This window comes from Candidatus Woesearchaeota archaeon, from assembly GCA_016187565.1.
Taxonomy (GTDB): domain Archaea; phylum Nanobdellota; class Nanobdellia; order Woesearchaeales; family JACPJR01; genus JACPJR01.
This window is the reverse complement of sequence record JACPJR010000026.1, coordinates 51,129-75,091: the sequence shown is the minus strand read 5'-3', so window position 1 is coordinate 75,091 and position 23,963 is coordinate 51,129. Positions and strand designations below refer to the sequence as shown.

The following is a 23,963-nucleotide window of genomic DNA, read 5'->3' as shown; positions in this document are numbered from 1 at the left end:
AAAGAGTTAGCAAAAGTTTAAATAAGAAAACCATATTAGCTCTTTCATGTCTATCTATGATGAATTAAGGACTGCTCTTCTGACAAAACAGGATCGCTTACACGATATCGTTGGTCAGGAAGAAACAAAGCTACAACTAAAGTCGGCCCTCCTGATGGGGCATCATGTCATCATTGTTGGTCCACCAGGGATCGGAAAAACAACGCTGGCAAAAAATATTGCTGCGCTATTACCCTCTGTTCACGTGAATACCTGTCTTTATCATTGTCTTCCTGAACTACCTGTCTGTCCAGAATGCCTCCATAAACAAGAACGTGGGATGACAATACCAACACAAGAGCTTACGGGAAAAGAACGTTTTGTTCGTGTTCAAGGGAGTCCGGATTTAACTGCTGAAGATCTTCTGGGAGATATTGACCCTCTTAAAGCATTGCAATTTGGGCCTCTCTCACTCCAAGCATTTACGCCAGGAAAAATCTTTCAGGCAAACAACGGCATCTTATTCTTTGACGAAGTGAATCGTTGTCCTGAAAAACTACAGAATGCCCTCCTCCAAGTGCTCGAGGAAAAAAAGGTAACCATAGGAAGTTATCAGGTGGACTTTCCCACAGAATTTATTTTTATTGGCACGATGAATCCTGAAGATACCAGCACCGAGAAACTGTCTGACGTGTTCATCGACCGGTTTGATCTGATGTACATGACCTATCCTGAGAAGCTTGCTACAGAGACAACAATCGTCAAGCAAAAAGCAAAGGTACTGACACATCAGGGAAAGGCCATCGTTTTTCCTCCAGAGCTTTTGAGCTTTATGCTTTCTTTTGTCCGCTACTTGCGAGATCATGCCCACGTTGAAAAAAAACCAAGCGTAAGGGCTTCACTAAGCCTTTACGAACGCGCTCAGGCATATGCACTGTTGCATGAGAGAAAGGTAGTTACCAAGGAGGACATTGAAGCCTCGTTACTGTCTGTGCTCAGTCACAGAATTCGGCTAAAACCTTCAGTCAAGTACCTGCAACAACCCCCGGATTTTATTAAAGAGCAGTTTGCACATTTCGCAGAGCATCATCCAATCCATGAAAGTGGTGATGGTCCCTAAAAAAGTTGAACACGTTAGCTACGAAAAAGCAGCCATCATCCAGGAGGCAGCAGGAAGCCTTGCTCGTGATCCTGATGAAGATAAGCTGATGCACTCACTTCTCGAAAATGATACCAAAAGCATTGAAGATGCACAACTCATCAATGATGCCATTAACCAGGGATTAGGAAGCTTTACCCCAAATCTTCTTTTTGAGCAGATTGTTAAGGATTACCGAAATGCTCGTACCTGTTACGGTGATCGCCTCATCCGACTCTTGACGGGCTATGATGAACGCTATTTACAGAAGAATATAAACCTTCCAGAGTTTCGTCGAGAACTCAAACAACAAATTGAAGAACATATCACCAAACTCAAGCAGAGGAAATTGCTTAATCGAGATGGAATGCTCACTGACAAAGCATTACGCTTTGGTGCCGTTGCGCTTTCTATGGAAGAACTTAATCACCTACTTGCAAAAGGATTTCTGGGCGAGAAAATCCACAAAAAACACGCAATTTATGGCGACAAAGAAAATCTAAAACCGTTTAAAAAAGGCCATCGCTATCGTGATATTGCGATAAAGAAATCTGTCCAGCGTGCAGTACGAAGGCAGCACCATGCGTTAATGAAAGAGGATCTTGTTGCTCATGAACGACAGCAGAAAGGAAAAATCTCTATTATTTATGCCTTAGACGCTTCGGGAAGTATGCGCGGAAAAAAAATTGAAACTTGTAAACGAGCAGGAATTGCATTGGCATACAAAGCAATTGAGGCCAAAGATCAGATAGGATTACTCGTCTTTGGAAGTGATATTGTTGCAGAGGTAAAACCAACCCAGGACTTTGCCTTGTTGCTCGAGAAAATTGCGGGCATCCGTGCCTCACAACAGACAGACCTCGCAAAAACCATTAGCCATGCTATCCAACTTTTTCCCTCTGTAGACCAGACAAAACATTTAATTCTGCTGACTGATGCAAAACCAACTGTCGGAAAAAATCCCGAAGAAAAAACTCTTGAGACAGTGGCGCTTGCACGCCAAGCAGGAATAACCATCTCGGTTATTGGTATTGATATTGATGAAAAAGGCAAGCGTATGGCACAAAAAATGGTCGAGATAGGCGAAGGAAGGTTCTATGTCCTTACCAATCTCAGTGAGCTTGATATGATTGTCCTTCAGGATTATGCTCAGGTTGCCTAGCTACCGGTATGGTTACTGCATGCGTCTTTCGCACTGCGCTCACTGTTTGATAATCGTGAAGTAACATTTGAGGATCCTGCTCATAGAATCCTGCTGCAATCTGTGCAGCATGCGGAAGGGCAGCTTCACGCTGAGCAAACCATTTGTCGAGGGACTGTGAACCTGAAAGACCATTATGAAGAGGGTAACAAGGAGTTGAAAATGGAGTAGGAAACATTGCGTTAAGAATTCCATTAACCTGAAAGTAATGGAGCAGTTTTTCAGGTTTATATCGTCCACTTGCGAAATCATCAGCAACAGCAGCACACGATGCTTCTCGACAAACAAGCAGTTCTAAATCAGCTCGACTACAGAGGGATACTATCATTGTAACACTAAGAAAGGGAATTTTATTTTTAATAGTTTGTCTATAATGAAGCCTGATGAGGATAAAACTTTAAATAGGAGTGAGCACTGAAAAACTGAAATGAAGCTGTTAGCCTTTGTGGATGTCCATCGAAGAAAGATTTTCATGGAGAAGATTGTTAAGAAAGTCAAAAAGTACAAGGTTGAGGTTGTGGTCTGTGCAGGAGATTTATCAACCTTTGAACGTGGTCTCTCACCCATGATTACGATGCTTGGACAGCTCCATATTCCGGTTATCATGACGCATGGAAACCATGAGACTCCAGAAAAGGTACTCAGGTTGTGCAACAAATATCCGTTGTTGTACTTTGTCCACAACTCTTTCACCACCTGTAACAACTACCTCTTTCTCGGTTATGGTGGTGGTGGCTTCGGCAGGACTTCCCCGCGGTTAGAAAAAAATATTCAGCGTTTCCAAAAAATAGCGACAAAAAAACCGGTTATTTTTATAACCCATGCCCCTGGCTATCACACTAAACTTGATAAACTTGGTCGTAATCAATACTGTGGCAATAAAACAATCAGGAAAACTATTGAACTTCTCGAACCTGTACTCCACATCTGTGGTCATATCCATGAAAATGCCGGAAAATACGATTACATCAAGAAAACACTAACCATGAATCCTGGCCCAGAAGGAAAAGTACTTGAGATTCATGACCATCGTGCCACTATTATTGCCTGAGACCATTACTTTTCTTCGTTGATCATCCCTAGAAGTCCAAGAAGGCCGAGGAGTTTACCAGAGTCTGGATGTCTTGGCTGCACCTGATCTCGCTGAACCTGTAAAAGTGTAAATACTTCCTCCAAAGCTTGGGCATAGCGTGGCTCTCTCCATCTGTAGGTATCACGATCAAAGCCGACACAATCCTGACCACCATGAGTAAGGATTAAACTTCCATCAGAATAGGGACGATATTCTGAGACAGAACATGAAACCAACCGATGAATACCTGGATCTTCATCACTGCTTCTCCTCAACGTAACGCCCACCTGTTCTTGATATCCTTTTTCATTAAGGTCAGGCAATTCATAAGAAACGCCAAGTTCAATAAGATGTTCATCTTTCCTATAAACACGGAAAAAGCTCGGTATTCTCGAGGGAAAGTCAGGATTAAATCCCTGATGATCGTTTAGATAACATTCAATAGCATCAAAGTTATGCCATCCATGCCCAGTTAGATAATGTTTACCAACACCATAGTTCTTTATTTGTAATCGCATATCGTCAAGCAATATGGTTCTTACTCCTAAAGCAGCATAGAGAGGAGTAGAAAGATCTTCCCATGTTTGTGGCTGAGATCCAGTCATCGCTTTCATTAATCTCTGGACTGAAGAAAAAGTAAGCCCAGTATATCGAGGAGAATGAGCATAGTCTTTCAAAATTTGTTGTCGAAGTGCCGCCCAAGAGTCCTCAGGTCCAAAACTCCTTTTTAATTGCTCTCTTGACTGTTTCCATTCTCGAGAAGCTGGATCAGGATCTCTCCATTCTTCTCCATCGCCTTCACTCAATCCATTGTCTGGATCATCTGGATTACTATTCATAAGTGTCATAGTTTAGTCTCCTTGATTTAGGAAGAGAAGATACTTTTTAAATGTACCTCCAAAACAATAACAAAACCACAAAGAAAAGTTTTAAATAGCATTGTTGCTCTCAAGATTACAAAAGATGGTGAACCGTAATATTCTTTGGAGCCTTATGTTGTTCATAGGAGTGCTCACTCTCTTGGCTCATAGTTCATCTGTTCTCGGCGCAGAAGGAAAAGAACAGCTCCTTGATGATTGGGTGTATGATGAAGACGTCCTCAATATTGATGATGAACTGTTTGTACTAAGCCTCACACCAACATGGGATAGATTATACATTCAAGGAGAGGAAGAAAGTGTGATTGTTGACCAAGGGTACTGTGAAATCTTAAATTACAAAGAGTTCTGTTACATCACTGCCATCTTTGATCCTGCAGAAGGGTACGGGAAAAAGGACTACAAACGAAACAAGATCCTTCCATCAATCCATCTCACCGTTTCAGATCTTCGTCCACAGGTTGTTGTTACAAGAACAGTAAGCAACACAACACCCTATCTTCAAGATACTGTTACGGTTAAAATAAGTATGGTTAATAACGGACTGAAGACTGCTGAAACCGTTACCTATCGTGAAACCATCCCGCAAGAAGCAGTTATTCTTGAGCATCCCTCATTGAGAAGAGAAGGTAATATTCTTGAATGGACTGGCTCTGTAGTCTATGGCTCTAATGTTACACTTTCTTACGAACTTAGATTTACCAAGCCATTTGCTGGAACAGTAAATGCTTCATTGAACTACACCTATAACGGAAATCCGTATTCCTTAACAAATAAAGACATCAGCATCACGACAAATACAGCAAAAATTCCCCTAACAATCACAACAACGATTGACAAAAATCCAGCAGTTATTAATGAACTCGTAATCTATACGGTTTCATTAACCAATACTGATCCTTCTGAAATGGTAACTATTACTGAAATGCTTATCCATGTTGATGATGGTTTCATTGTCAGCAGTTATGAACCTCTGCAAAAGAAAACAACGTCTGATTTCAGGTACAACATGGTTCTCCAGCCAGGAGAGACAAAAACATTCACGTTAGGTGTAGTTGGACTTTTTACCGGAGATTATGACCTTGGGTTATCACTCAATGCAACATCGTATTGGAAACTGGAACTAAGAACTCTCTCCGAGCGTCACACCGACAATAAAACAATAACGATAAAGCTTGGTGAAATACGCCCTCTGATCCACTTTCTTCTTAATGATCTCTCCTTAATCAGCGGCCAAGAATCTCTTGTAGAAATTTCGCTGGAAAACACTGATGAAAAGCGATCATTTCATAACATTACTGCAAGAGTAACTACTGATTATCCCTATTTTGAGAATCTATCAAGTTTCGTTGAGGTGCTCTATCCAAAAGAAAAAAAAGTGATTTATACGCAAAACTTTAAGGCTCCGTGGGTTGAGCAAGAGCAACATTACAACATAATGGTTCAAGGGTCTTATCAGACAACGAACAATGAGCTCTTTGACTATAGCAAAACCGAAACATTTCAGGTCAATGCTAAGGCTGCTAATGCAAGCGTCCAAGTAACGCAAACTCTATCCGCAACCATTGAGGAAAACAGCACGGCAATTGTCAAAGTAAGTCTTACGAATGTAAAAGAGTACGCTCTTGAAAACCTAAAAGTAACTGATACCTTTCCTGGATTAACATTCATTAGTGGAGCCTCTTCTACCGTGTTTGATCGCCTCAAGGGAGGAGAGACTAAAGAGATTTATCAGTACAAACTTCTGGCTCCTTTAGGAACTAACCTGACGGAAACAACCATCCAAACAAGGGTAGAGTATGAAGAAGAAGGCCTTCCCTATGGTACTGTTGCTGAGAAGGTTATTACCATTACTAAGCTTCCTGAAGAGCAGATAACACCCGTCGAGGAAAATACATCGCAGGAGTCAGAAAACAACGAATCAACAAACATCCAGGAGCCAGTAACTGAAGAAAAAAGTAACGATGGGGAAACAGAAGCAGAACCAGGATTCTTCACCCGCCTGTTGCAAGGCATAGCCTCATTCTTTAGCGCGTTGTTCGGATAGTTTCAGCCAGACAGGCTAAAAAAATAAATAAGGGAAAGATAATTACTGCTTCACTAAAATTCCACCACTACTTTCTACCCAATCAGCATGAATTCTGTCACCCGAATATGGTTGTAATCGTTGAGAATACTCTCTGATGAGATGAGCCATTGGACCACGATGAATCGTTATTTGACCAGTAGGTGTAATTCTTTCTATTTCTCTTGCAATTCTCCTATAATAGTTATCCATAATTGCGTCTAAATCTGAATCATCAATCAAAATTGACCTACATCCTCCAATAATATTTTGATCAAACACACCGTAACTTGTCACAATAGCCGATTCGTTTGGATGTTTATCCCAAAATCCATAAGTATCTTCTTCTAAAGAAGATCTCATTCCTTGTGCATTCATTTCTCTCAATTGATCTAGTAATTTTTGCTTTGGTTTTGGTTCAACAACAACAACTTCTCTACATCCAGCATTAAAGAAACGAGGCAAGTACCATCCAGTTCCAGAACCTAAATCAATTACTTTTTGTCCTTGTAATCTTGCAACAATGTCTGGTCGTCCTAAATCATCTGTTATTCTTTCATAGCTAATGTTTTCGAAACTATGACTTGCAATTCTTAGTTTATCAATTTCTTGTTCTGTTAGCGTAACGCCCATCATGATTCTACTAGTGAGTGATTATATTTAAATCTTTTGATCATCTCCTCTTCATTCGCTAATAAAGTCCCTCAGAAGAGATGATGGAAAAAAGATGCAAGAAGAAGATAGATAAAAAATGAGTTTGCTGGAGATTTCACTGGATATAACTCATCTGTTTCAGGTCACGTTGCTTTTGGGCAAGCTGCCCTTGCTCGAGCAATGATTTGATCTTTTGCTCAAACTTCTCTGCTGTTTTTAAGAGAGGCTTGGTATCAACCTTTAGACTAAGATACTTGTCAAGCGCTTCAACAACCTTTGCAGCAGCTTTGCTGTCAGGAAGCTGGGAATGGGTTTCTGCAAAAATACAGGTTACGGGAATGCTTGCCTTAACCAGCAAAGCAGAGGTTACTCCCATAATAATTCCTTCTTTCAATGGTTTCAATCCTATGTTTTGGAGCTTCTTCATGTACACTGGACTAGAACTATAACCAAAGGATTGTGGTTTTTCGACGGTTTCTTGGCTTCCCACACCCTCCACGCTAATGATCTCAGATGCTCCTGTATCACGAGCTAAGGTAAGGATAGTATCGACAATATTCCATTCCTGGCCTGTTGATGCAGTAATAGCATGGAGAATGACAAGATTGTGCTCTTTACTGTAATGAATACCAATGGGTTGGACAACCTGCTGATCATGGATAGCGACAATTGCAGGCATCTTTTCAAAGTACATACTCCCGATAGATTCAGTCTTCAAGTGATCGACAAGAAATTCAGTGGTTATTGTTCCTACTAAACCAAAACCAGGAAATCCTTGGATAATAACTGGATTTTTGAGCTTCTTCGTTAGCCGAAGCGTCATAACATCACCTCGGTGAAGATAGCAAGGTCTACGTTTATATACCTTTTGTTTTGAAAGCGAAAAGTAGTTAAAGGACTTTGTTGTTGACTCTCATATGGAACAGTATGAATAAGAGGTAGGAATGGTACTTGAAGCCCTTATTGGTCCGTTGCAGGCAGAACAGCATCCTTGGAGAATGATTGGTTATGGCTTTCTGTTTAATACTGTTGCAATCATCTTAAGTCTATGGATTTTTGGCGAGCAAGCCTCATTAATCATGGTCTTTCTTACGGTTATGGCATCGATGCCCTTGGTCTATAATTCCCTAAAACGAGAAGAGAGTAAAGCAGAGGTTATAACCAAGGAAATATTTCTCCTCAAAGAACATGGAAAAGCACTTACCTTTCTCATGCTCTTATTTCTCGGGATTACATTGTCAACTGCATTATGGTATGTGTTACTTCCTGAAGGAACATTAATCAACCTCTTTGGCTCACAAAGCGATACGATTCTCACGATTAACAGTAGGGTAACCCAAGGTGGACAAACCTTCCAGCTGTTTTTCAGGATTTTTTTTAACAATTTCAATGTGATCATTTTCTGTTTGCTTTTTGCCTTTGTGTACGGGCTTGGTGCAATGTTTATCCTTAGCTGGAATGCAACCGTCATTGGCGTAGCTATTGGTAATTATATTCGTCTGAACATAAGCAATGTGGCTGCAACGATGGGATTAGAACAACTGGCGCACTATTTTAAGGTCCTGTCCTATGGTTTTTTGCAATATGTTATTCATGGCATCCCTGAGATACTCGCGTACTTTACCGTTGGATTGGCAGGTGGCATTATCTCACTTGCTGTTATTCGGCATCATAATGATCACAAGGAGTTTGAGCGAGTGCTTATTGATTCATCAGATCTTATTCTGCTTTCGGTTGCTCTCTTGTTTGTTGCTGCACTTCTCGAGGTCTTTGTTACCCCTATTTTCTTTTGAAAAACGAAAAGTATATAAATATGGCAATTAGTATACTAGTTACTAAAATTAGGTGTTGGATTGGGACGTGTGAACATCAAAGAAAAATAGGTGTACCCATCAAAAACAGTGATAACTATGAACTACCTTTTATCCTTCGGTGTTGTCATTCTGGTCATGCTTGTACTTTCATTTCTTGTGAAATTGATGAAACAACCGATCATTGTTGGCTATGTCCTGGCAGGACTGTTCTTTGCCTATTACCAGTTCAAAAGTGTTGATAAAAGCAATTTTATCATTTTCTCTGAATTAGGTATTGCCTTTTTGCTCTTTTTAATGGGACTTGAATTTGATTTAAAGAGTTTAAAATATACAGGGAAGGATCTCTTGATCTCTTCGCTTATTCAGACCATTGCTTTTTTCGCTATTGCGTTCTTGATTACCCTTGCCTTTCCTCTCAGTTTCATGGAAAGGGCTTTACTGGCAGTTACCTTTCTCTTTAGTAGTACATTACTCGTAGCAAAGTGGCTCGAAGACAAAAAAGAGATTCAAACACTGAGTGGAAAGGTTATCCTCACCACCCTCATCCTCCAAGACATACTTGCTATACTTATCCTGACGGTTATGAATTTTTCGAGCCAAGAAGGTTTTTTCAGTATGATCCTCATCCCTTTCAAGGGTATTTTACTGGTTATCATCTCCATTGTCCTAGCAAAATACGCTCTCAACAAACCCCTACAGTTTTCTAGCCGCTATCCAGAACTTCTGTTCTTATGTTCATTAGGTGTCTGTTTTTTCTTCATTATCATTGCACCAACATTGGGGTATTCGACAACCGTAGGAGCGTTTATTGCCGGATTAACCCTTGCGAATACGCAATATAAAACAGACATTGTTTCCAGATTAAAACCGCTAATTATTTTCTTCAATATGCTTTTTTTCTTCAGCCTCGGCTTTCAGATGAAATTTGATCTTTCCATGAGTTTTATTTTGCTGTTGTTTCTCTTCCTTGTAGCGAATTTCATCATCAAACCACTGGTTATTTATCTCTCGATTAGAATACGTGGTTATGATACAAAAACATCACTACAATCAGGAATATATCTTTGCCAATTTAGCGAATTTGGTATTATCATTGTAAGCTCAGTTTCCTTCCTGAATAATCCTTCATTAAATTCCATTGTTCTTTTAGGACTAGTCATATCCATGATTCTCTCCTCCTATGTCATTAAATATGATAGGCAACTCCTAGCATTTATCCTTCCATTCCTCAACAAATATGATAAAATCCGAACACGAGAGATTCCTAGCTTTCAAACAGACAAGCATTTCGATGTGCTTTTCTTTGGGTATCCTGAATATATGGAAAGGATTAACGCCAATCTCAGAGCTATGGGAAAGAGCATTTGTGTTATTGAAAATGATCCTGCAAAGATAGAGTTGATGAAAAGTGAAAAAATTGACTATATCTATGGTTCAATCTATAATCCATATTTTTTTGAGCATCTTCATATGAAGAACGTTGAGCTCATCTTGTCTGAAGTAGTGGATATCGATGCAACAAAGGCTATAATCAAGTATGGTAAAAATGCAAATCCGAAGTGTATTGTCATGGTTACTTCAAAAACATTACGAGAGAGTATTGAGCTCTATGAAGCTGGAGCAGATTATGTCATCTATCCGACCTATATCAATGACAACCATATTTCACTTATTCTGGAAGATTATACCAAGGATATAGGTAAGATTATTACGAAAAAAATAAATGAAGTTAATCAGTTTAAAGAATTACAAACCAAGAACGAATTAATTACCAAACCAACATTCTCTGATATTGATTCCTTTTTGGGAAGAATCAAAAAAGTCAAGAAACAGAAAGATAAAAAAGACCCGAACCGTAAGCACAACTTTTATGATATTGATTCATTTTTCGCACGATTTATGAAAAAGCAGCCACCAACAACCATCAAAGAGTCTTAACACGACCTGGCTTATTTTGGAAGATTTCACCCTCTTTTAAGAGGTGGTCGATAATTTCCTCAGCATTCGGTATATTGCTTTGGACAACAACATCTTCAATATCTACACCATCGCCTTTATCGAGCTGTCGAATGATGTTCAGGATTTTTTCACTGGGACTGACTAACGAAACGTCAGGGCTTTGTCGTTCCTCCTTTTGCTCGATAATAGAAGAAACGACTTCATGGTGTAGTGATGTTTTTACATCATCTTCTGTTTGGTGATGATGGTGAAGGATCCCTCGTTTTTGTAACTCAAGACTACGAAGCGCAACCCATCGTGCATTGACAATAACCTTGAGAATCTCGGGAGCAATATAATATTGACCTCCAAATTCACGTACTCTTCCAATAATAAGTAATGGTTGTCCGAGGTTAACATTGGCAAACAAATTGTTCTCTTCAAAACTCCTGACGCTTATCTTGCCAGAGCCATCATCAACAACAACCATGCGATAGCTTAGTTCTTGCAACGGCCCTGTAACGATAACAGCGATAATATTCACTCGAGAAATTTTCTCTCCTGCAGAGGTAAGTACATAACTGGGCGTCCATCCCTCTTCCTTAACATATTGTCCTGAAAGAATATCTGCAATGGTTACTTTTTTTGCAACAAGCCGTTGTGCTGGTTGATTATCCATATCCCGACACAAAAGAACAGCGTCACTCACCCCCCAGTTACTGGAAATTCTCGCAGTATAAATACTTTTTGCCATTATCGCATTGAAAAGAGAGAATAGGACAGAAGATACAGACGAGAAAATGACTTACCGTGTTTGCCAGACATACGATCTTCGTTTGCTAGAAAGTCCATAGCCACAGGATGCGCATACCTTTTTCGTCCGATGATACGAATGCTTTCCACAGCGTCGACACATCATGTGTGGCGCAGTTTTGTTATGTTTTCCCCGTGCAGGTGTTCCTTTTCCCATGACGATCCCTCATAGCAGCATTACTGTAGAATTACGCCGGTGAGATCAAGATGATGGTATCTCCACGAATAAACACTTTTCCTAGTTTTCGTTTCAGCTGCCCATCAATATGCTCTTCACCCTCTTCCAGCACAATGTTGATGTGAATATCAAAGGCATAGAGATTTCCTATGAATTGTTTACCGTTTTTGAGCTCAACCATGACACGCTTATTCCGTGCATGATTTAATGCATCCAATGGTCGCGACATTTCCATATAACAAGTCACCCCTCGTATAGTGATATTATTAGTATTGTCTGGAGAATGTCAATAGTATATAAATGTTTTGTAATAGTCGAGTTTCTCAGAAATAGTCAATACAATCAGTAAAACTTAAACAGTAAACCTATGGCACTATTCCCTTTTGCTTGAGGAATGCCGCCACTTCCTTGCCATCGACCTTGCCACGATATTTAGCCATAATCTTTCCCATCAAAACATTAAACTGGCCTTGAGGATGTGCTGTAATAATCTTACCTATTTCCTGTTCTAGCTCCTTACGCGAAAGTGGCTTGTACTGTTCATACACTACCTGCTTTCCCTGTGCAATCTGGACGAGAATCTCAAAGAGTGCTTCTTTCTCAAGCTCACCCTTATCAAGACGAACAAACAAATCTTCTACTAATGATAACTGGTCAAAGGGATTAAAGGTAACTGCATACCGTGTTTTTATCTCTTTGGGATAACTGGTAAAGACCTCAGCAATGAGTTGTGGTTTGATATGGGAAAATCGGGAGACATACGCATCAAACTGAATACCCCGCTTTGCCATCTGGTCGGCACTATCATTACTAATCTTATACGTAATGACATAACGCTGGATTTTGTCTCGAATCAGTTCAGGAAGCTCAAGAGAAGTTACTTGTGGTATAAAGGGTTGAACATCAGTCTCTGGATATAGTCGAGCAGAACCTGGCATAGGTCTCAGATAGGTAGAGGTTCCATCCTCATTTGCTCGCCTGACTTCTTGGGGAATGCCCTCAAAACATTTGATAATACGATTACGGACAATGTCAAGTGCACCTTGTGCACGGTCATGCTGATCTGCAATGAGAATGAAGCCATCATTAGCTGCACAGGAAAGTTTTTTGCGGAGCAGAGTAACTTCTTCTGGTGTAATACCATAGCCAGGAAGTTCATCGGCATGGAACAATCCCTTAACACCGCTGTGAACTCGAGCATAATCAGCAAGCTCTGTTCCTAATCTCCGTCCTGGTTGCAGCTCCTTTCCCAGGTTTCCTTTAAATCCTCTAAGCGGTAATCCATAAACACCACCCTTTGAGTGGAGTGCTGACTGAATGACGTTACTTGATGAATGCTGCAAGAGAGGGGTAAGGTCATAGATAGTAGCGGAGGCTATTGTTTTTTGTGCTTCTCTCATTATCTTGGTGGCATGCAACGCCTGCTTGAGCTCAAGAAGATTACGTTGACGAATGCATTCATATTCCACAAGCATAGGCAATAGCTTCAAGTTCTGTGCTCCTTTAATCTCAACACGAGCACCATCACGAATAGAGATGTTGAGATCTTGCCGTATGGTTCCTAAGCCACGCCGTACCTTTCCAGTGCTTCTCAAGATCATGCCCAGTTCTTCAGCAACTTCTCGTGCCTGGAGGGGTGAAGTAATACTGGGATCAGTTGCAATCTCGATAAGCGGAATCCCTAAACGATCAAGACGATAGATAACCGTACTTGCATCCTGCTGAATAATCTTGGCTGATTCCTCTTCGATGCAAATAGTAGGAATAGCAACCTTGCCATGAGGAGCCTGAAGCGTGCCATTAAGCGCAATAAGTGCTGTACGTTGAAATCCAGTAGTGTTACTGCCATCAACAACAATCTTCCGCATCACTTGTATTTGATCAACAACCATAGCATGGAGAAGAGAAGCAACCTGAAGTGCAATAGCCAATGCCTCAGTATTCATCGGTTGAGGGGGCTCTTCATCAAACTCAACAAGACAAGTCGTATCGGTATATCCTTCATAGACAATGGTTTTCTGCTTTGCCATTTCATGCTGGGCTGCAATATCAATGCTTCCGGTTTCTCCTGCAGATGCTCTGAGTTTTCGTTTGACAATAACATCAGGAGGATCATCACGGAGTTGAGAAGGACAGGTACAGAATAACTTGTGCGTGTTTAACTGCTGATGAATTTCAAGACCGCATCGTAAACCCATTTTTTCGTAGTCAATCTCCATACCAGAGAAGGGTAACACACTTCTTTAAAAAATCTTTCTTTTTTAAGTCAAGTGTTTAACTGAACATCCGAATCCTAAAAGACACGCCACGTCGATGGCGGCTGACGGATTGTTCACGTTGTTCACAACCCTACGAAGCACCCCGGAGGGGCCAACCCCCACTTCGTCAGCGCCACAAGTATATACGCTCAGTTCACACGCAAGGAAGCACACTGCTATTGACGCGGCTATCCTACCAACAGGCAGGCCGCGACGTGCAACATTTGTTACACCTTTTGATCAAACGTTAGTAACGTTTGTTTGATGAAAATCATTAACTCGTTCAGTAAGATAAGCAATGATTGCTGGTATGCCCTCACCGGTTTTTCCGCTCATCGATAATACATGAACATCCTTTGGTAAGTCCTGCTGCAATTGGTGCGTGAGTTGCGGAGTGATCAAATCGCTCTTATTAACGACTAAAAGAAAATTCAAATGAGAGAATTGTGCTCGAAAGTTCGTGTAAAGACTTAACTGTTTTTCCAAAGCATAGCCGCAGGTTTCCGTAGGATCAATAACAAAAAGAGCATCATGGGTTGCATAGGTAAGGGCAAGAACAGCCTGTTTTTCAATAGCGTTCATAATCGTGAAGGGCCTATCCAACGCTCCAGGTGTATCAATAACCTGAACAGAATGATTGTTGATGTTTCTATATCCAATGTTTAAGGATTTTGTGGTAAAGGGATAGCTTTGGATATCTGGATCCGCTTTGGTCAACAAAGTGAGAATGGTTGTTTTACCCACGTTTGGAAAACCGCAGAGAGTAACCGTGTATTTTTCGGTCTTTAGTGTGGGAAATTTCCTCATAGTTTTACGCGCAGTCTCGAGACACTGCAACGAAGCGTCTATCTGTTGGAGAAGTGAAGAAACCCTGCCATAAAAAGCTCGCTGATAGCGCTCTACTCGTTCTTTGTTTCGCGCATTTTTCATGACATCAAGATAATATTTTGCAAGCTCGTCCAGCTTCGCTATTACCCATTGAATGTTTGCTAAGGATTTCTTAAGCTGGGTATAGTTCAGCGTAATTTTAACAAGTTCATGGTAAAACGGAGGTAAATTATCGATCGAAGGGTAGGCACGAAGGATAGCTCCTAATTGGCTTCGTAAGGTCTTGTGCATCGCCTTTAATCGTGCAGTCTCACGTTTTTTTTCTTTAATAAGTTTGATTGCTAGCGAACCAATCTCTTTGTATTTTCTGCTCTTTTGGAGATGTCTCGTACGTGCACGTTCCCGTGTTGCTGCCTCTCGGCCATCACGAAATGCAACATCCAAATAGGTCTGATAGGACGCTATGGTTATGAGCGTTTGGAAGTTCATCAGAACACGCAAAACAATGGAGTATTTAATACTTTAGCATCAAGGTAAGTTCTTGTTTCCTAGAAACATCTGAGATTGAAGCAACAGATTTTTATACTTCTCATTTCTGAGGGATGACTATGGCCTTCCTGACAGAACTAGGATTGATCTTTCTCTTTTCCATTATAGGGGGAGTTCTTGCCGTGAGGTTTAAGCAACCGACGGTTTTAGGTTTGCTCTTAATCGGTGCAATTACAGGACAACATATGCTCGGCCTCGTACAAGATGATTTCTTGATTGAGGCTTCGATTCAGATCGGTGCTATCTTGCTTCTTTTTACCTTAGGTATAGAATTTAGTCTTGCACATCTGTTTAATCTCGGCACAAGAGCAGTAATCGTTGCCATCATGAAACTCGGGATGGTTTTCTTTCTCTCTTACTCAGCAGCCCAAGTTATGGGGCTTGACCTTATGACGTCACTTTTTGTTGGCGTTATTCTATCGATAACAAGCACCGTTGTTTTCATGAAAGTTCTTGAACAAAAAGGGATGGCGAAAAGAGAAGAAGTACCATTGCTTATAACCGTCTTAATCATTGAAGATATCTTTGGTGTCTTTGCATTGACCTTTTTTTCAAGTCTCAATGGAGAAGACTTAACCATTCCCATCATTGCCACTCGATTGCTTGTTTCACTCACATTAATGGCGATAACGTATGTTATCCTCCAACGAATACTACGACGGGTTATCCATTGGCTGAGCAAGTATAGTACTGAAGAAACATCGACCTTTATTTCTCTCGGTTTGTGTGGAGGAATGAGCTACCTGGCGCTCCTCTTTCATCTCTCTCCGTCAGTTGGTGCATTTTTAGCCGGAAACATTGTTTCTTCACTTCCTAATGCGAAACAGTTTGAGAGAACAATACACCCCTTTATTCTTACTTTTACCTCGCTTTTTTTCTTTTCGATAGGGACGATAGTAAACTTTTCAGTGATATTGACCAGCTTATTGCTTGTCCTTGTTCTTCTAATAATTAATATAGTCGCAAAATATATCGGTGTCGGACTGGGGAGCTATTTATTTGCAAACGTTAGCGGTAGGCAAGCAGTATTCAGCGGATTAGCTATGATATCTGTTGGAGAATTTTCGCTGTTAATTGCAAAAGAGTCTACATCCGTAGTGTCAGGTATAGATTTAGTGAGCATAACTGCTGCAATTATTTTTCTCTCTTCAATAAGTATGTCGCTCTTGATAAATCATGTTGAAAAAATACATACCCTCACTACTCGGTCAATCCCTCGAGCAGTACAGGAGAACATGACCCTTATTTCAAAGTTTATTAGTAGTATCTCCCTAACCATGATAAGGGATACCATAAGTATGAAACAAATAGATCTGGACTTAAAGGCAATAATTAATAACATCACTGCCATTACCATCATTGCTGCTGTAGGGGTTTTTGTTTGGCGATATTTCCGAGAGGTTATCGCATCCATCATCGGAAGCCAGTACGTGCTTGCAGTGGTGCTTCTTTTCTTCTTATTTCTCTCTTCATTTCCCACACTGCGTGTCGTGCGAAGTACCAAAAATGTATTAAGGCGTACATTACAATGCTGTACCAAGCTTTATCCCCAAGAAGCATCGAGCGAGAAGAAAATATTCAACCATGTTATCATACTTCTCTTATTGTTTTTTATATTGATTGTGTCCCCAAGCACCTTTGCTTTTATAACACCAGAATTTGCCTATCTTATAGAGGTATTTATCCTCACCCTTATCCTTATCTATGCTTTCCGATCTTCGCGCCTCATTTATGGGTTTACCAAAAAACACGAATCCAACCTCACACAGTTAAGTAAGAAATATCAATCTGGATTCGTGAAAAAATTAAAGATCGCAAAATCAAAGCTTTTGAAAGAATAGGTTTGAGAACAACGTCTCCAAAAAGGAGTTGAGAGCGAATTATAGGAAAAAACATTAAATTTCGTAATAATTTGTATGTCTTTTCCTAATAAGCAAAGGACATAAAGTTACGGTTATTAGTGTCCTTTGCTATAATTGAGATTGTCAAAATCGTTTTGATAACAAGTGCCATCTAACTGACGGATATCTTCTAGAGCAAATCGTTCCTGTTGTAATGTCTCTTTAAGCTGTAAAAGATCTGGCACATAATCCCCAAGAAGTGTTGTATCTTCATGGGCATTGATGGCATAGGAATGAATATGCGGAGGGACAAAAACCGTTTGACCTGCTTCAAGATTACAATGTTTTTGATTATAATGAAAACTTACTTTCCCTGTAAGTACATGGTAGATAATGTACCGTTGCTCAGTGCTCAGACGAATCATAGCTTGCTTGGTTATGGTTAGGAGATCTTTTGCAAAATATCGATTGGCAACAAGATGAACCCTTTCCACACCGCTGATAATTTTTCTTCGTAAGGGCTTCGTGAGTGAGCATGTTATTTTTCCAAAGAGAAGAACTTCCAATGCTTTTGTCGTATGACAAGACCTTCCTCTTCCAAAGTCAGCAATACGCAAGGTCGGCTCAGCAAGGTACTGCTGCTTCATAAAGGGATCTTGTTCTTGTTGCACTAACAGGTCATCAGGATGAACCTGTAATGATAAAATATCATGAACCAGCAGAATTTTAGAAAGGGTTGGTAAGAGATTAGTACCAAATCCTTGTTGAATTTCATCAATGACAACAAATGCATTAGGAGTCACGGGCCAAAGTGTATGGAGACCTCTCGCTTTGTTAATATAGACTTGTCCCGGCTCAAGTTTTGAGGTAGTAAATATTCTTGGTACTAATGATTCCATGGTGTTTTTATCTTCAAGAACACCAGAAGCAATGATCTTTGCAAACATCTCTTTCGTTACCTGCTTCTGTAAACCAGTAATAGCTCTTACTTCTCCACGCACCGCTCGGATGTACCATGCCTCTGTTTTTCCGCGTAAGGTACCAAATGAAGAGAAACTTCTACCGAGAAATTGTTGCGGATTTGTTCCAAAAATGTCGTGTAATGTCCTTGTTCCATCAGCGACATTCATAACTCGATTTCCTATTGTCCCTTCTTGCCCTTTTTCTGGAAGGGTTGTTTGGGCCGAGGCAAGATAGACCTCGCCAATAGAAGTATATGCCGGTGCCTTAATATGGGTAAATTGCTCGCTCTGCGTAATTCCCCATATCTTTTTAACCAATCGGGGTTCAAGGATAAGTATCTCAGGAGGCATAGTTCTATTTTCTCGAATATCTTTTCTTATTTTTAGATTTTATGTTTTTTCAACGACTACTGCTTCTGAGGAAGTGATTTCTCCTGTGCAGCATGTTGAATCAAGCGAAAGCTTACTGATTTTGCAAATTCAACCTCAGGTTGGTCAAAGGGATTAACATCTCGCAACCAAGAACTATAGACAGCAACATACTGGAAAAACGCAAGAAGTTCTCCAACGGTGTAGGGAGTAACAGCATCAAGTGTTAGTACTGCATGCGGGATTTTCTTCTTAAGGGCATGTTGTCGTGTCCCTTCATACTCATAGAGAAGGGCAGCTCCAAGTTCTAAATGATGGAGGTCACCAAGCGTGCCTTTGCGAAAGGGAAGTTTTCGGAGATGTTGTGGTACTGTGAGAGTAAGATGCTGATGACGTGCAACTCGCACAAACAAACCAACAACATTCTTTGGTCCTCCAAAAAAACGTTGATTCGTATGATGATGCGTTTCCGGAGCTAGGCCTCCAAAAAAAGTTTGACCCTTTTCCTGTTTAGCGACACTTTCATGCATCAGCTGCACAATTAACGGGAGAAACCCGGTGAGTGCAGTCGTGTAGAAAGACATAAAGACCTCACCATATCCCTGTTCCTCAAGCATGAGAAGGTAAAGGCTTAACTGGAGGGCCTTATTCTCTGTAAGAGGCACTGAAGGATGACTTTTTTTGTACAGTGCAAGGGCACCTTCATTAATTTGCTCAATATCAAGATTGAAAAAAGCTAAAGGCACAAAACTACATGATGTTCTCCCTGCATAACGGCCACCAACATCAGGATGGATATAGACCGGTACTCCAGAATGCTTTGCAAGTTGCGCAACCGTACTCTTTTCTTGAGTGACTCCAACCCAATGATAGTCCTGGAATGCGAATAAGGCTTCTAACGGTACAAGGTTTTCGCCAGATTTACTGATCATCATCACTAAAGAATCTTTGTTTGAGAATCGCTTTTTTATCTTCGTAATAAATTCTGGTTCATTGGTATTGACAATAATGACTTGTTTACCATTATTATGCCATGCAGTTAATGCCTCATAGAGTGCGATGAAATTGTTAATAGAACCACCATTTCCAAGTAAGAGAAGTGTTTGGTAATCATGGTATGGCTGGACAAAAGCACGTATCCCATAAATGTCTGGCTCATGGGTAACAAATGCAGGAAGTGGTTTGGTTTGTATTTCGTTGAGCTTTTTTTGGAGGGAAGAGGGTACGCGTTTAAGAATTGAGGGAGTAAGATCAAGAGTAAGGGCCATACGAAGGATCCAAGCAGTGATCTATTTAAATTTTGTTGTTTGCATTGGTTGATAACTCATTCTCTATAGCCGTGCTTAACAATATTTATATAGGCGTATCGATTTATGAGGTGAGGGGATGAAGTTAGGGGAAAATGGAACAGCAGCATAAAGAAATAGAAGTGAGAATTACCTATGAGACATTATTTGAGCTGTCACGTCGAGAAAAAAATCGTCTTGAGCTTCAAAAGCTCGAGAGCAATTTTTCTGAGGATGTTGCTAACTACATTGCCCAAAAGAAATCTATTTCTTCTACAGTAGATCCTAATAACCCGTTTTCGCAAGAGGAAGCCAGAAAGACCGAGGGACAACTTGAAAATATTAAACAGATTTTAAAAGACCTTTATGATCGTCGAGAGAAAAAAATTGTCCAGCTTGCGATTGATGCTTCCCGAATTGATTATGTTCCCCAGGAAATGGCAGCGCTATTACCTCAAGAAAAAAGACTTTGTGATCAGTTAATTGCTCTGCTTAAAGCATCGCGCTACCAGATGCTACTCCCCCTCCTTCAAGGGGTTCAAATGCCAGAAGCAAGCATTTTTCCTTCATTTCCTTCGCTCCATCAAACATTTTTTCCTGAAAAAAAAGACGCTGAGAGACAAGAAGCCTTGCCGGTACCATCCTCAACAAAAATGGTACGCTTTTTACATGGCGTTCCTCAATTTGTCGGTCCTGAGTTAGAAATTTTTGGACCATTCTTGCAGGAAGACATTGCCAATCTTCCAACGAGGATAGCAGACCTTTTAGTGAAGAAAGGACGTGCAGAAGAGATACACGAAGAAGGAGAGAAGGGAAAATATGAGCCAGAAGAAAAGGAGCTAGAACCAGAGGAAAATAAGCCAAACCTTTAAATATAAGTGAATAACCCCTCATCTGTTCCTTTGTGGAGATATGCACCACAAAAAGAGTACTCTACAATGAAGATTCCAAAAACAATACAACGATTATGTCCTTATTGTAAGAAACATACTGAACACAAGGTATTTCAGAACAAAAAAAGAGCAGCAAGTTCCTTAACCTATGGTTCAAAATTTCGTGCACGAAAAAGAGGAAAAGCTCGTGGATTTGGAAATCTAGGAAGATATTCTAAACCCGCAGTCACGAAATTCAAGCGTACAGGAAAAAAAGTTACGAAAAAGACTGATCTTCGTTATCAATGCGCTGTTTGTAAAAAAATTCATGTCCAGCGTATGGGTCTACGAGCAAAAAGGGTAGAACTGATTTAATAAGTACATGAGAAGTATATCAGAAAGAAAAAACACGTGATCACTATGGCAACAGTAAAAGAACCCGTCTCAAAGTTCATCAAAGTTCGTTGTCCTAAATGCAAGAATGAACAGATCACCTTTGGAAAGGTAAGCACAAAGGTAGCATGTCTTGTCTGTGGCAAGGGATTAGTCGATTCAACTGGTGGAAAGTCAAAAATTAAAGCAAGAATTTTAGAGATTTTAGATTAATTTCTTAACAATGCTGTTACGTAAAACTGGTTTTCCTGAGGAATCTGAACTGATCATGTGTACGGTTACTTCTGTCCAGCACCATAGCGTGTTTGTCAACCTCGATGAATATGAACTTCAAGGTATGATCCATATTTCTGAGGTAAGTCCGGGAAGGATTCGAAACATCCGTGATTTTGTCAAAGAAGGCAAAGTAATCATCTGCAAAGTTCTCCGTATTAATCGAGAGCGAGGTCATATTGATCTCTCGTTGCGTCGAGTAACTGAGATTCAACGCAGAGCAAAGGTCAATGAGATCAAACAAGAACAGCTTGCAGAAAAGATCCTTGAACAGGTTGCTAAGAAACATCGTCAAGATCTTCCAGCTCTCTATAGGAAGATAACAACAGGACTGAAGGCAGAGTACCTTGGACTTTATCCTTATTTTGAGGCAGTTCTTCATACTCCATCCTTACTTACTAAACTTGATCTCGGTAAAGATATATCACATGATCTTTTGACCTTAATTCAACAGCGTATAAAGCTCCCGCAAGTTACCATCAAAGGTGTGTTCAAGATCGGCTCGTACGCAGCAAATGGAGTAAGTACCGTACAAGAGGTGCTTCTCAAAGCAGAAGCAGTTAATCCCAAACACATCACGCTTCGTTATCTTGGTGCCGGTGCTTATGAAATGATGATCATTGCAGCAGATTATAAAGCTGCAGAAACAATGCTCAAAAAAGCAGTTGATGCTTCATTAGGCTATCTCAAAAAAGAGGGTGGATTCGGCGAATTTGTTCGTGCTGATTAAGATGGTTAATGTTATTCGAAAGTGTTTTCAATGCGGAACGTATTCTTTGAGAGAACGTTGTGCATGTGGTGAGGAAACAAAGAATCCAAAACCCATGAAATACAGTCCTGACGATTCCTATGCAAGCTATCGAAGAAAAGCAAAAGAAGCAGAGAGAAAAGCCCAGGGATTAGTTTAAAGGACACTTTCTCTTAGTAATTGTAATCGACACTCCAAACCTCTTCGCTGTCTTTCTTGGTGTAAATACTCTTTGTGTGCTAATCGTTGAGGAAGACTAAGTCTATTATAATAAACTAATTCTCTGCCAGCTTCAGGATCAAGAGCATCAATTGCTTCTTTCCATGAAGTTAAAACTTTTGTCGCTTCAGGACATTCTATTCCGCACGGTGTAAAGGTTGCTGGTCGATAATCAAAAATATCTGGATAATTTCCTTCAGCTTTAATCTTGGCGTCAAGCTCTTGACCGAATTTATAACTCAAATGACACTGCCCTTTTCTTTTAGCCTCTTTTTGTTCATGAGTTTTTTCTTTCACAAATTCTTGAGTACAACATTCAGGATAATTCAGCAGCCATCCTAAAATTCGATTATATTCAGCCACGGTTGTCTTTGCAGAAAGAGTCAAACACCCCCTATTGAATTCTTCCAAAGTTTCTGGCTGTGTTACCTTAACGACTGGATACAAACTATACTCGCTGGTATCTAGCACGTAACTGAGACCTGTTTGGGCAAGAATATCCATAAAATATGTCCAATTCCCCTCAATAATAGCACCTCTCTTTAGTCCTTCAATGACGAGTAGGAGTTGTGCTCTCTCAATTTTTTTCAATGACTGCCATTCCATACGTTTGTATAGATTCATTGCCTTAGTATTGTATGTTGTTATTTAAATATTGCTATTCTGTCACTACTTCTAGATGCTCAAATTTGTGGATCTCAGAAAACAATTTTCCCAGAATTAAGGTTAACACGTTCTGAATAAACTCATACTTAAAATTGCTTAGTTTTCAGTAATCTTCTGCTTGATAATGCTGGTTAAGATGTTTTTTCTGTTGATAAGGTCCTCACGAAGATCCTCGTTGATTCCCGCAGATGTATCGAGTTGATTAAAGAGATCGTTCGCTATATCCAAACAATGATACAACTGTGAGACCTGTTGTTCTGTTCTCCAACTGAGGGTTTTTTGATCAAGCAAGACCATGAGCTCATACCATTTCTCAAAGGAGCTCAGGATGCTGTTAAAGATAAGCTCGGTGTTTACCGCATCAAGCTTTTTGACAAATTGATGTTGTTTTCTTTTTCCCAATAATCTTGCGGTTTCGCTTAATGTGCTCTCAAGCAAAGCAAGATTAACGGTAATGTCATTGGTATCTCTGCTCCTCATCACTCCATCCTCAATCTTACTCATCATTCGGTCAAGACTTTGACGAAACAGGAGTAATGAAGAACGCAGCCGGGTAATTTTTTCACTAAAGGAAAACTCATAGAGCTCGCTTAAAATAACATCCTGTTTGAGAGAAACGAGTTTTGAGGTAACAACTGCAAGGAGCAAGAGCCCAAAGATCACTTCAGCAATGGCAATGATTTTAAAAGAGGCAACCGGAACAATATCTCCAAAACCCGTGGTGGTGGCAGTAACAAAACTGAAATAAACAGCGTCAAAAACGCTTGTTACTTTTGTGGCGCCGTGGACCGAAAAAAGATACCCTTGTTCACCGCTAAAAACATGATACATCACACCAAAAGAGACAACGATAATGATCCATGCAAGCAGAATACGTAAAAAAGTAAGCTGTTCAAACCACAGAGTGATGCGGTAGTTTTTTACTTGTTCAAAAAAATCAACAATGTTCTGCTTTTGTTCCACGCTCAA

At 40.2% G+C, this 23,963-nt stretch carries 25 protein-coding genes; 12 read left to right on the top strand and 13 right to left on the bottom strand.

Annotation, left to right across the window (positions count from 1 at the left end):
* The first annotated feature begins 46 nt into the window (after window positions 1-46).
* Window positions 47-1,099, top strand: coding sequence for an ATP-binding protein (locus HYW21_07095; GenBank protein ID MBI2549088.1), 1,053 nt, complete (start codon window positions 47-49; stop codon window positions 1,097-1,099).
* The gene (locus tag HYW21_07090) at window positions 1,089-2,279 is read left to right on the top strand and encodes a VWA domain-containing protein (GenBank protein ID MBI2549087.1); all 1,191 of its coding nucleotides are present in this window, start codon (window positions 1,089-1,091) and stop codon (window positions 2,277-2,279) included. The genes HYW21_07095 and HYW21_07090 overlap by 11 nt, the downstream gene beginning before the upstream one ends.
* On the opposite strand, the gene HYW21_07085 is transcribed toward HYW21_07090, so the two are convergent.
* Window positions 2,230-2,646, bottom strand: coding sequence for a hypothetical protein (locus tag HYW21_07085; GenBank protein ID MBI2549086.1), 417 nt, complete (start codon window positions 2,644-2,646; stop codon window positions 2,230-2,232). The genes HYW21_07090 and HYW21_07085 overlap by 50 nt on opposite strands.
* Before the next feature lie 99 nt (window positions 2,647-2,745).
* On the opposite strand from HYW21_07085, the gene HYW21_07080 reads away from it, so the two are divergent.
* Window positions 2,746-3,369 (top strand): metallophosphoesterase, encoded by a 624-nt coding sequence (locus tag HYW21_07080; GenBank protein ID MBI2549085.1) that lies wholly within the window; start codon window positions 2,746-2,748, stop codon window positions 3,367-3,369.
* 5 nt (window positions 3,370-3,374) lie between these two features.
* Here the strand turns inward: HYW21_07080 and HYW21_07075 are convergent, their stop codons facing one another.
* Window positions 3,375-4,238 (bottom strand): hypothetical protein, encoded by an 864-nt coding sequence (locus HYW21_07075; protein MBI2549084.1) that lies wholly within the window; start codon window positions 4,236-4,238, stop codon window positions 3,375-3,377.
* Window positions 4,239-4,353: 115 nt separating this feature from the next.
* On the opposite strand from HYW21_07075, the gene HYW21_07070 reads away from it, so the two are divergent.
* Complete coding sequence (locus tag HYW21_07070; GenBank protein ID MBI2549083.1) at window positions 4,354-6,315, top strand: DUF11 domain-containing protein; 1,962 nt, start codon at window positions 4,354-4,356, stop codon at window positions 6,313-6,315.
* 42 nt (window positions 6,316-6,357) lie between these two features.
* Here the strand turns inward: HYW21_07070 and HYW21_07065 are convergent, their stop codons facing one another.
* Both HYW21_07065 and HYW21_07060 read right to left on the bottom strand, forming a co-directional pair.
* Window positions 6,358-6,969, bottom strand: a complete 612-nt coding sequence (locus HYW21_07065; GenBank protein ID MBI2549082.1) for a hypothetical protein — start codon at window positions 6,967-6,969, stop codon at window positions 6,358-6,360.
* A 133-nt stretch (window positions 6,970-7,102) separates the two neighbouring features.
* Window positions 7,103-7,810, bottom strand: a complete 708-nt coding sequence (locus tag HYW21_07060; GenBank protein MBI2549081.1) for a proteasome assembly chaperone family protein — start codon at window positions 7,808-7,810, stop codon at window positions 7,103-7,105.
* A 121-nt stretch (window positions 7,811-7,931) separates the two neighbouring features.
* Between HYW21_07060 and HYW21_07055 the strand changes: the two genes are divergently transcribed.
* Both HYW21_07055 and HYW21_07050 read left to right on the top strand, forming a co-directional pair.
* Window positions 7,932-8,780, top strand: a complete 849-nt coding sequence (locus tag HYW21_07055; GenBank protein MBI2549080.1) for a stage II sporulation protein M — start codon at window positions 7,932-7,934, stop codon at window positions 8,778-8,780.
* A 117-nt stretch (window positions 8,781-8,897) separates the two neighbouring features.
* Entirely contained in the window at window positions 8,898-10,739 is a 1,842-nt protein-coding gene (locus tag HYW21_07050) for a cation:proton antiporter (GenBank protein MBI2549079.1), read from the top strand.
* On the opposite strand, the gene HYW21_07045 is transcribed toward HYW21_07050, so the two are convergent.
* The 5 genes from HYW21_07045 to HYW21_07025 form a co-directional block, all read right to left on the bottom strand.
* Complete coding sequence (locus HYW21_07045; GenBank protein MBI2549078.1) at window positions 10,726-11,493, bottom strand: hypothetical protein; 768 nt, start codon at window positions 11,491-11,493, stop codon at window positions 10,726-10,728. The genes HYW21_07050 and HYW21_07045 overlap by 14 nt on opposite strands.
* Window positions 11,494-11,544: 51 nt before the next feature.
* Window positions 11,545-11,709 carry a 50S ribosomal protein L37e gene (locus tag HYW21_07040; GenBank protein ID MBI2549077.1) on the bottom strand — a complete coding sequence of 55 codons (165 nt, stop codon included), beginning with the start codon at window positions 11,707-11,709 and terminating at the stop codon, window positions 11,545-11,547.
* 31 nt (window positions 11,710-11,740) lie between these two features.
* Window positions 11,741-11,959, bottom strand: coding sequence for a small nuclear ribonucleoprotein (locus HYW21_07035; protein MBI2549076.1), 219 nt, complete (start codon window positions 11,957-11,959; stop codon window positions 11,741-11,743).
* Window positions 11,960-12,095: 136 nt separating this feature from the next.
* A complete protein-coding gene (gene gatE / locus HYW21_07030) occupies window positions 12,096-13,949 on the bottom strand; it encodes a Glu-tRNA(Gln) amidotransferase subunit GatE (protein MBI2549075.1) in 1,854 nt (617 codons plus the stop codon).
* A 279-nt stretch (window positions 13,950-14,228) separates the two neighbouring features.
* Entirely contained in the window at window positions 14,229-15,305 is a 1,077-nt protein-coding gene (locus HYW21_07025; protein ID MBI2549074.1) for a 50S ribosome-binding GTPase, read from the bottom strand.
* 119 nt (window positions 15,306-15,424) lie between these two features.
* Here HYW21_07025 and HYW21_07020 point away from each other — a divergent pair, with 119 nt between their 5' ends.
* The gene (locus tag HYW21_07020; GenBank protein MBI2549073.1) at window positions 15,425-17,206 is read left to right on the top strand and encodes a cation:proton antiporter; all 1,782 of its coding nucleotides are present in this window, start codon (window positions 15,425-15,427) and stop codon (window positions 17,204-17,206) included.
* Window positions 17,207-17,322: 116 nt separating this feature from the next.
* On the opposite strand, the gene HYW21_07015 is transcribed toward HYW21_07020, so the two are convergent.
* Together HYW21_07015 and HYW21_07010 are read right to left on the bottom strand one after the other, a co-directional pair.
* Complete coding sequence (locus tag HYW21_07015) at window positions 17,323-18,519, bottom strand: AraC family ligand binding domain-containing protein (GenBank protein ID MBI2549072.1); 1,197 nt, start codon at window positions 18,517-18,519, stop codon at window positions 17,323-17,325.
* A 56-nt stretch (window positions 18,520-18,575) separates the two neighbouring features.
* A complete protein-coding gene (locus HYW21_07010) occupies window positions 18,576-19,805 on the bottom strand; it encodes a hypothetical protein (GenBank protein ID MBI2549071.1) in 1,230 nt (409 codons plus the stop codon).
* A 134-nt stretch (window positions 19,806-19,939) separates the two neighbouring features.
* Here HYW21_07010 and HYW21_07005 point away from each other — a divergent pair, with 134 nt between their 5' ends.
* From HYW21_07005 to HYW21_06985, 5 genes are all read left to right on the top strand, one after another.
* A complete protein-coding gene (locus HYW21_07005) occupies window positions 19,940-20,695 on the top strand; it encodes a DNA replication complex GINS family protein (GenBank protein MBI2549070.1) in 756 nt (251 codons plus the stop codon).
* Between the two features lie 66 nt (window positions 20,696-20,761).
* Complete coding sequence (locus HYW21_07000) at window positions 20,762-21,070, top strand: 50S ribosomal protein L44e (GenBank protein MBI2549069.1); 309 nt, start codon at window positions 20,762-20,764, stop codon at window positions 21,068-21,070.
* Window positions 21,071-21,115: 45 nt separating this feature from the next.
* Window positions 21,116-21,301 (top strand): 30S ribosomal protein S27e, encoded by a 186-nt coding sequence (locus HYW21_06995; protein MBI2549068.1) that lies wholly within the window; start codon window positions 21,116-21,118, stop codon window positions 21,299-21,301.
* 10 nt (window positions 21,302-21,311) lie between these two features.
* Window positions 21,312-22,091, top strand: a complete 780-nt coding sequence (locus HYW21_06990) for a translation initiation factor IF-2 subunit alpha (GenBank protein MBI2549067.1) — start codon at window positions 21,312-21,314, stop codon at window positions 22,089-22,091.
* 1 nt (window position 22,092) lies between these two features.
* Window positions 22,093-22,269: a ribosome biogenesis protein gene (locus tag HYW21_06985; GenBank protein ID MBI2549066.1), complete on the top strand. Its 177-nt coding sequence runs from the start codon at window positions 22,093-22,095 to the stop codon at window positions 22,267-22,269.
* Here HYW21_06985 and HYW21_06980 read toward each other — a convergent pair.
* Together HYW21_06980 and HYW21_06975 are read right to left on the bottom strand one after the other, a co-directional pair.
* The gene (locus HYW21_06980) at window positions 22,266-22,952 is read right to left on the bottom strand and encodes a DUF483 domain-containing protein (protein MBI2549065.1); all 687 of its coding nucleotides are present in this window, start codon (window positions 22,950-22,952) and stop codon (window positions 22,266-22,268) included. The genes HYW21_06985 and HYW21_06980 overlap by 4 nt on opposite strands.
* Before the next feature lie 138 nt (window positions 22,953-23,090).
* On the bottom strand, window positions 23,091-23,957 hold the full coding sequence (locus tag HYW21_06975; protein MBI2549064.1) for a hypothetical protein: 867 nt from the start codon (window positions 23,955-23,957) through the stop codon (window positions 23,091-23,093).
* Window positions 23,958-23,963 lie beyond the last annotated feature (6 nt).

What these genes read in the sequence shown, in the direction of transcription:
- HYW21_07010 (MBI2549071.1), bottom strand. Translation starts at nt 19,805, where the DNA reads ATGGCCCTTACTCTTGATCTTACTCCCTCAATTCTTAAACGCGTACCC.
- HYW21_07035 (MBI2549076.1), bottom strand. Translation starts at nt 11,959, where the DNA reads ATGTCGCGACCATTGGATGCATTAAATCATGCACGGAATAAGCGTGTC.
- HYW21_07090 (MBI2549087.1), top strand. Translation starts at nt 1,089, where the DNA reads ATGGTCCCTAAAAAAGTTGAACACGTTAGCTACGAAAAAGCAGCCATC.
- HYW21_06995 (MBI2549068.1), top strand. Translation starts at nt 21,116, where the DNA reads ATGGCAACAGTAAAAGAACCCGTCTCAAAGTTCATCAAAGTTCGTTGT.
- HYW21_07060 (MBI2549081.1), bottom strand. Translation starts at nt 7,810, where the DNA reads ATGACGCTTCGGCTAACGAAGAAGCTCAAAAATCCAGTTATTATCCAA.
- HYW21_07095 (MBI2549088.1), top strand. Translation starts at nt 47, where the DNA reads ATGTCTATCTATGATGAATTAAGGACTGCTCTTCTGACAAAACAGGAT.
- HYW21_07065 (MBI2549082.1), bottom strand. Translation starts at nt 6,969, where the DNA reads ATGATGGGCGTTACGCTAACAGAACAAGAAATTGATAAACTAAGAATT.
- HYW21_07025 (MBI2549074.1), bottom strand. Translation starts at nt 15,305, where the DNA reads ATGAACTTCCAAACGCTCATAACCATAGCGTCCTATCAGACCTATTTG.
- gatE (MBI2549075.1), bottom strand. Translation starts at nt 13,949, where the DNA reads ATGGAGATTGACTACGAAAAAATGGGTTTACGATGCGGTCTTGAAATT.
- HYW21_06985 (MBI2549066.1), top strand. Translation starts at nt 22,093, where the DNA reads ATGGTTAATGTTATTCGAAAGTGTTTTCAATGCGGAACGTATTCTTTG.
- HYW21_07055 (MBI2549080.1), top strand. Translation starts at nt 7,932, where the DNA reads ATGGTACTTGAAGCCCTTATTGGTCCGTTGCAGGCAGAACAGCATCCT.
- HYW21_07085 (MBI2549086.1), bottom strand. Translation starts at nt 2,646, where the DNA reads ATGATAGTATCCCTCTGTAGTCGAGCTGATTTAGAACTGCTTGTTTGT.
- HYW21_07070 (MBI2549083.1), top strand. Translation starts at nt 4,354, where the DNA reads ATGGTGAACCGTAATATTCTTTGGAGCCTTATGTTGTTCATAGGAGTG.
- HYW21_07040 (MBI2549077.1), bottom strand. Translation starts at nt 11,709, where the DNA reads ATGGGAAAAGGAACACCTGCACGGGGAAAACATAACAAAACTGCGCCA.
- HYW21_07080 (MBI2549085.1), top strand. Translation starts at nt 2,746, where the DNA reads ATGAAGCTGTTAGCCTTTGTGGATGTCCATCGAAGAAAGATTTTCATG.
- HYW21_06990 (MBI2549067.1), top strand. Translation starts at nt 21,312, where the DNA reads ATGCTGTTACGTAAAACTGGTTTTCCTGAGGAATCTGAACTGATCATG.
- HYW21_07000 (MBI2549069.1), top strand. Translation starts at nt 20,762, where the DNA reads ATGAAGATTCCAAAAACAATACAACGATTATGTCCTTATTGTAAGAAA.
- HYW21_07045 (MBI2549078.1), bottom strand. Translation starts at nt 11,493, where the DNA reads ATGGCAAAAAGTATTTATACTGCGAGAATTTCCAGTAACTGGGGGGTG.
- HYW21_07075 (MBI2549084.1), bottom strand. Translation starts at nt 4,238, where the DNA reads ATGACACTTATGAATAGTAATCCAGATGATCCAGACAATGGATTGAGT.
- HYW21_07005 (MBI2549070.1), top strand. Translation starts at nt 19,940, where the DNA reads ATGGAACAGCAGCATAAAGAAATAGAAGTGAGAATTACCTATGAGACA.
- HYW21_06980 (MBI2549065.1), bottom strand. Translation starts at nt 22,952, where the DNA reads ATGAATCTATACAAACGTATGGAATGGCAGTCATTGAAAAAAATTGAG.
- HYW21_07020 (MBI2549073.1), top strand. Translation starts at nt 15,425, where the DNA reads ATGGCCTTCCTGACAGAACTAGGATTGATCTTTCTCTTTTCCATTATA.
- HYW21_07050 (MBI2549079.1), top strand. Translation starts at nt 8,898, where the DNA reads ATGAACTACCTTTTATCCTTCGGTGTTGTCATTCTGGTCATGCTTGTA.
- HYW21_07015 (MBI2549072.1), bottom strand. Translation starts at nt 18,519, where the DNA reads ATGCCTCCTGAGATACTTATCCTTGAACCCCGATTGGTTAAAAAGATA.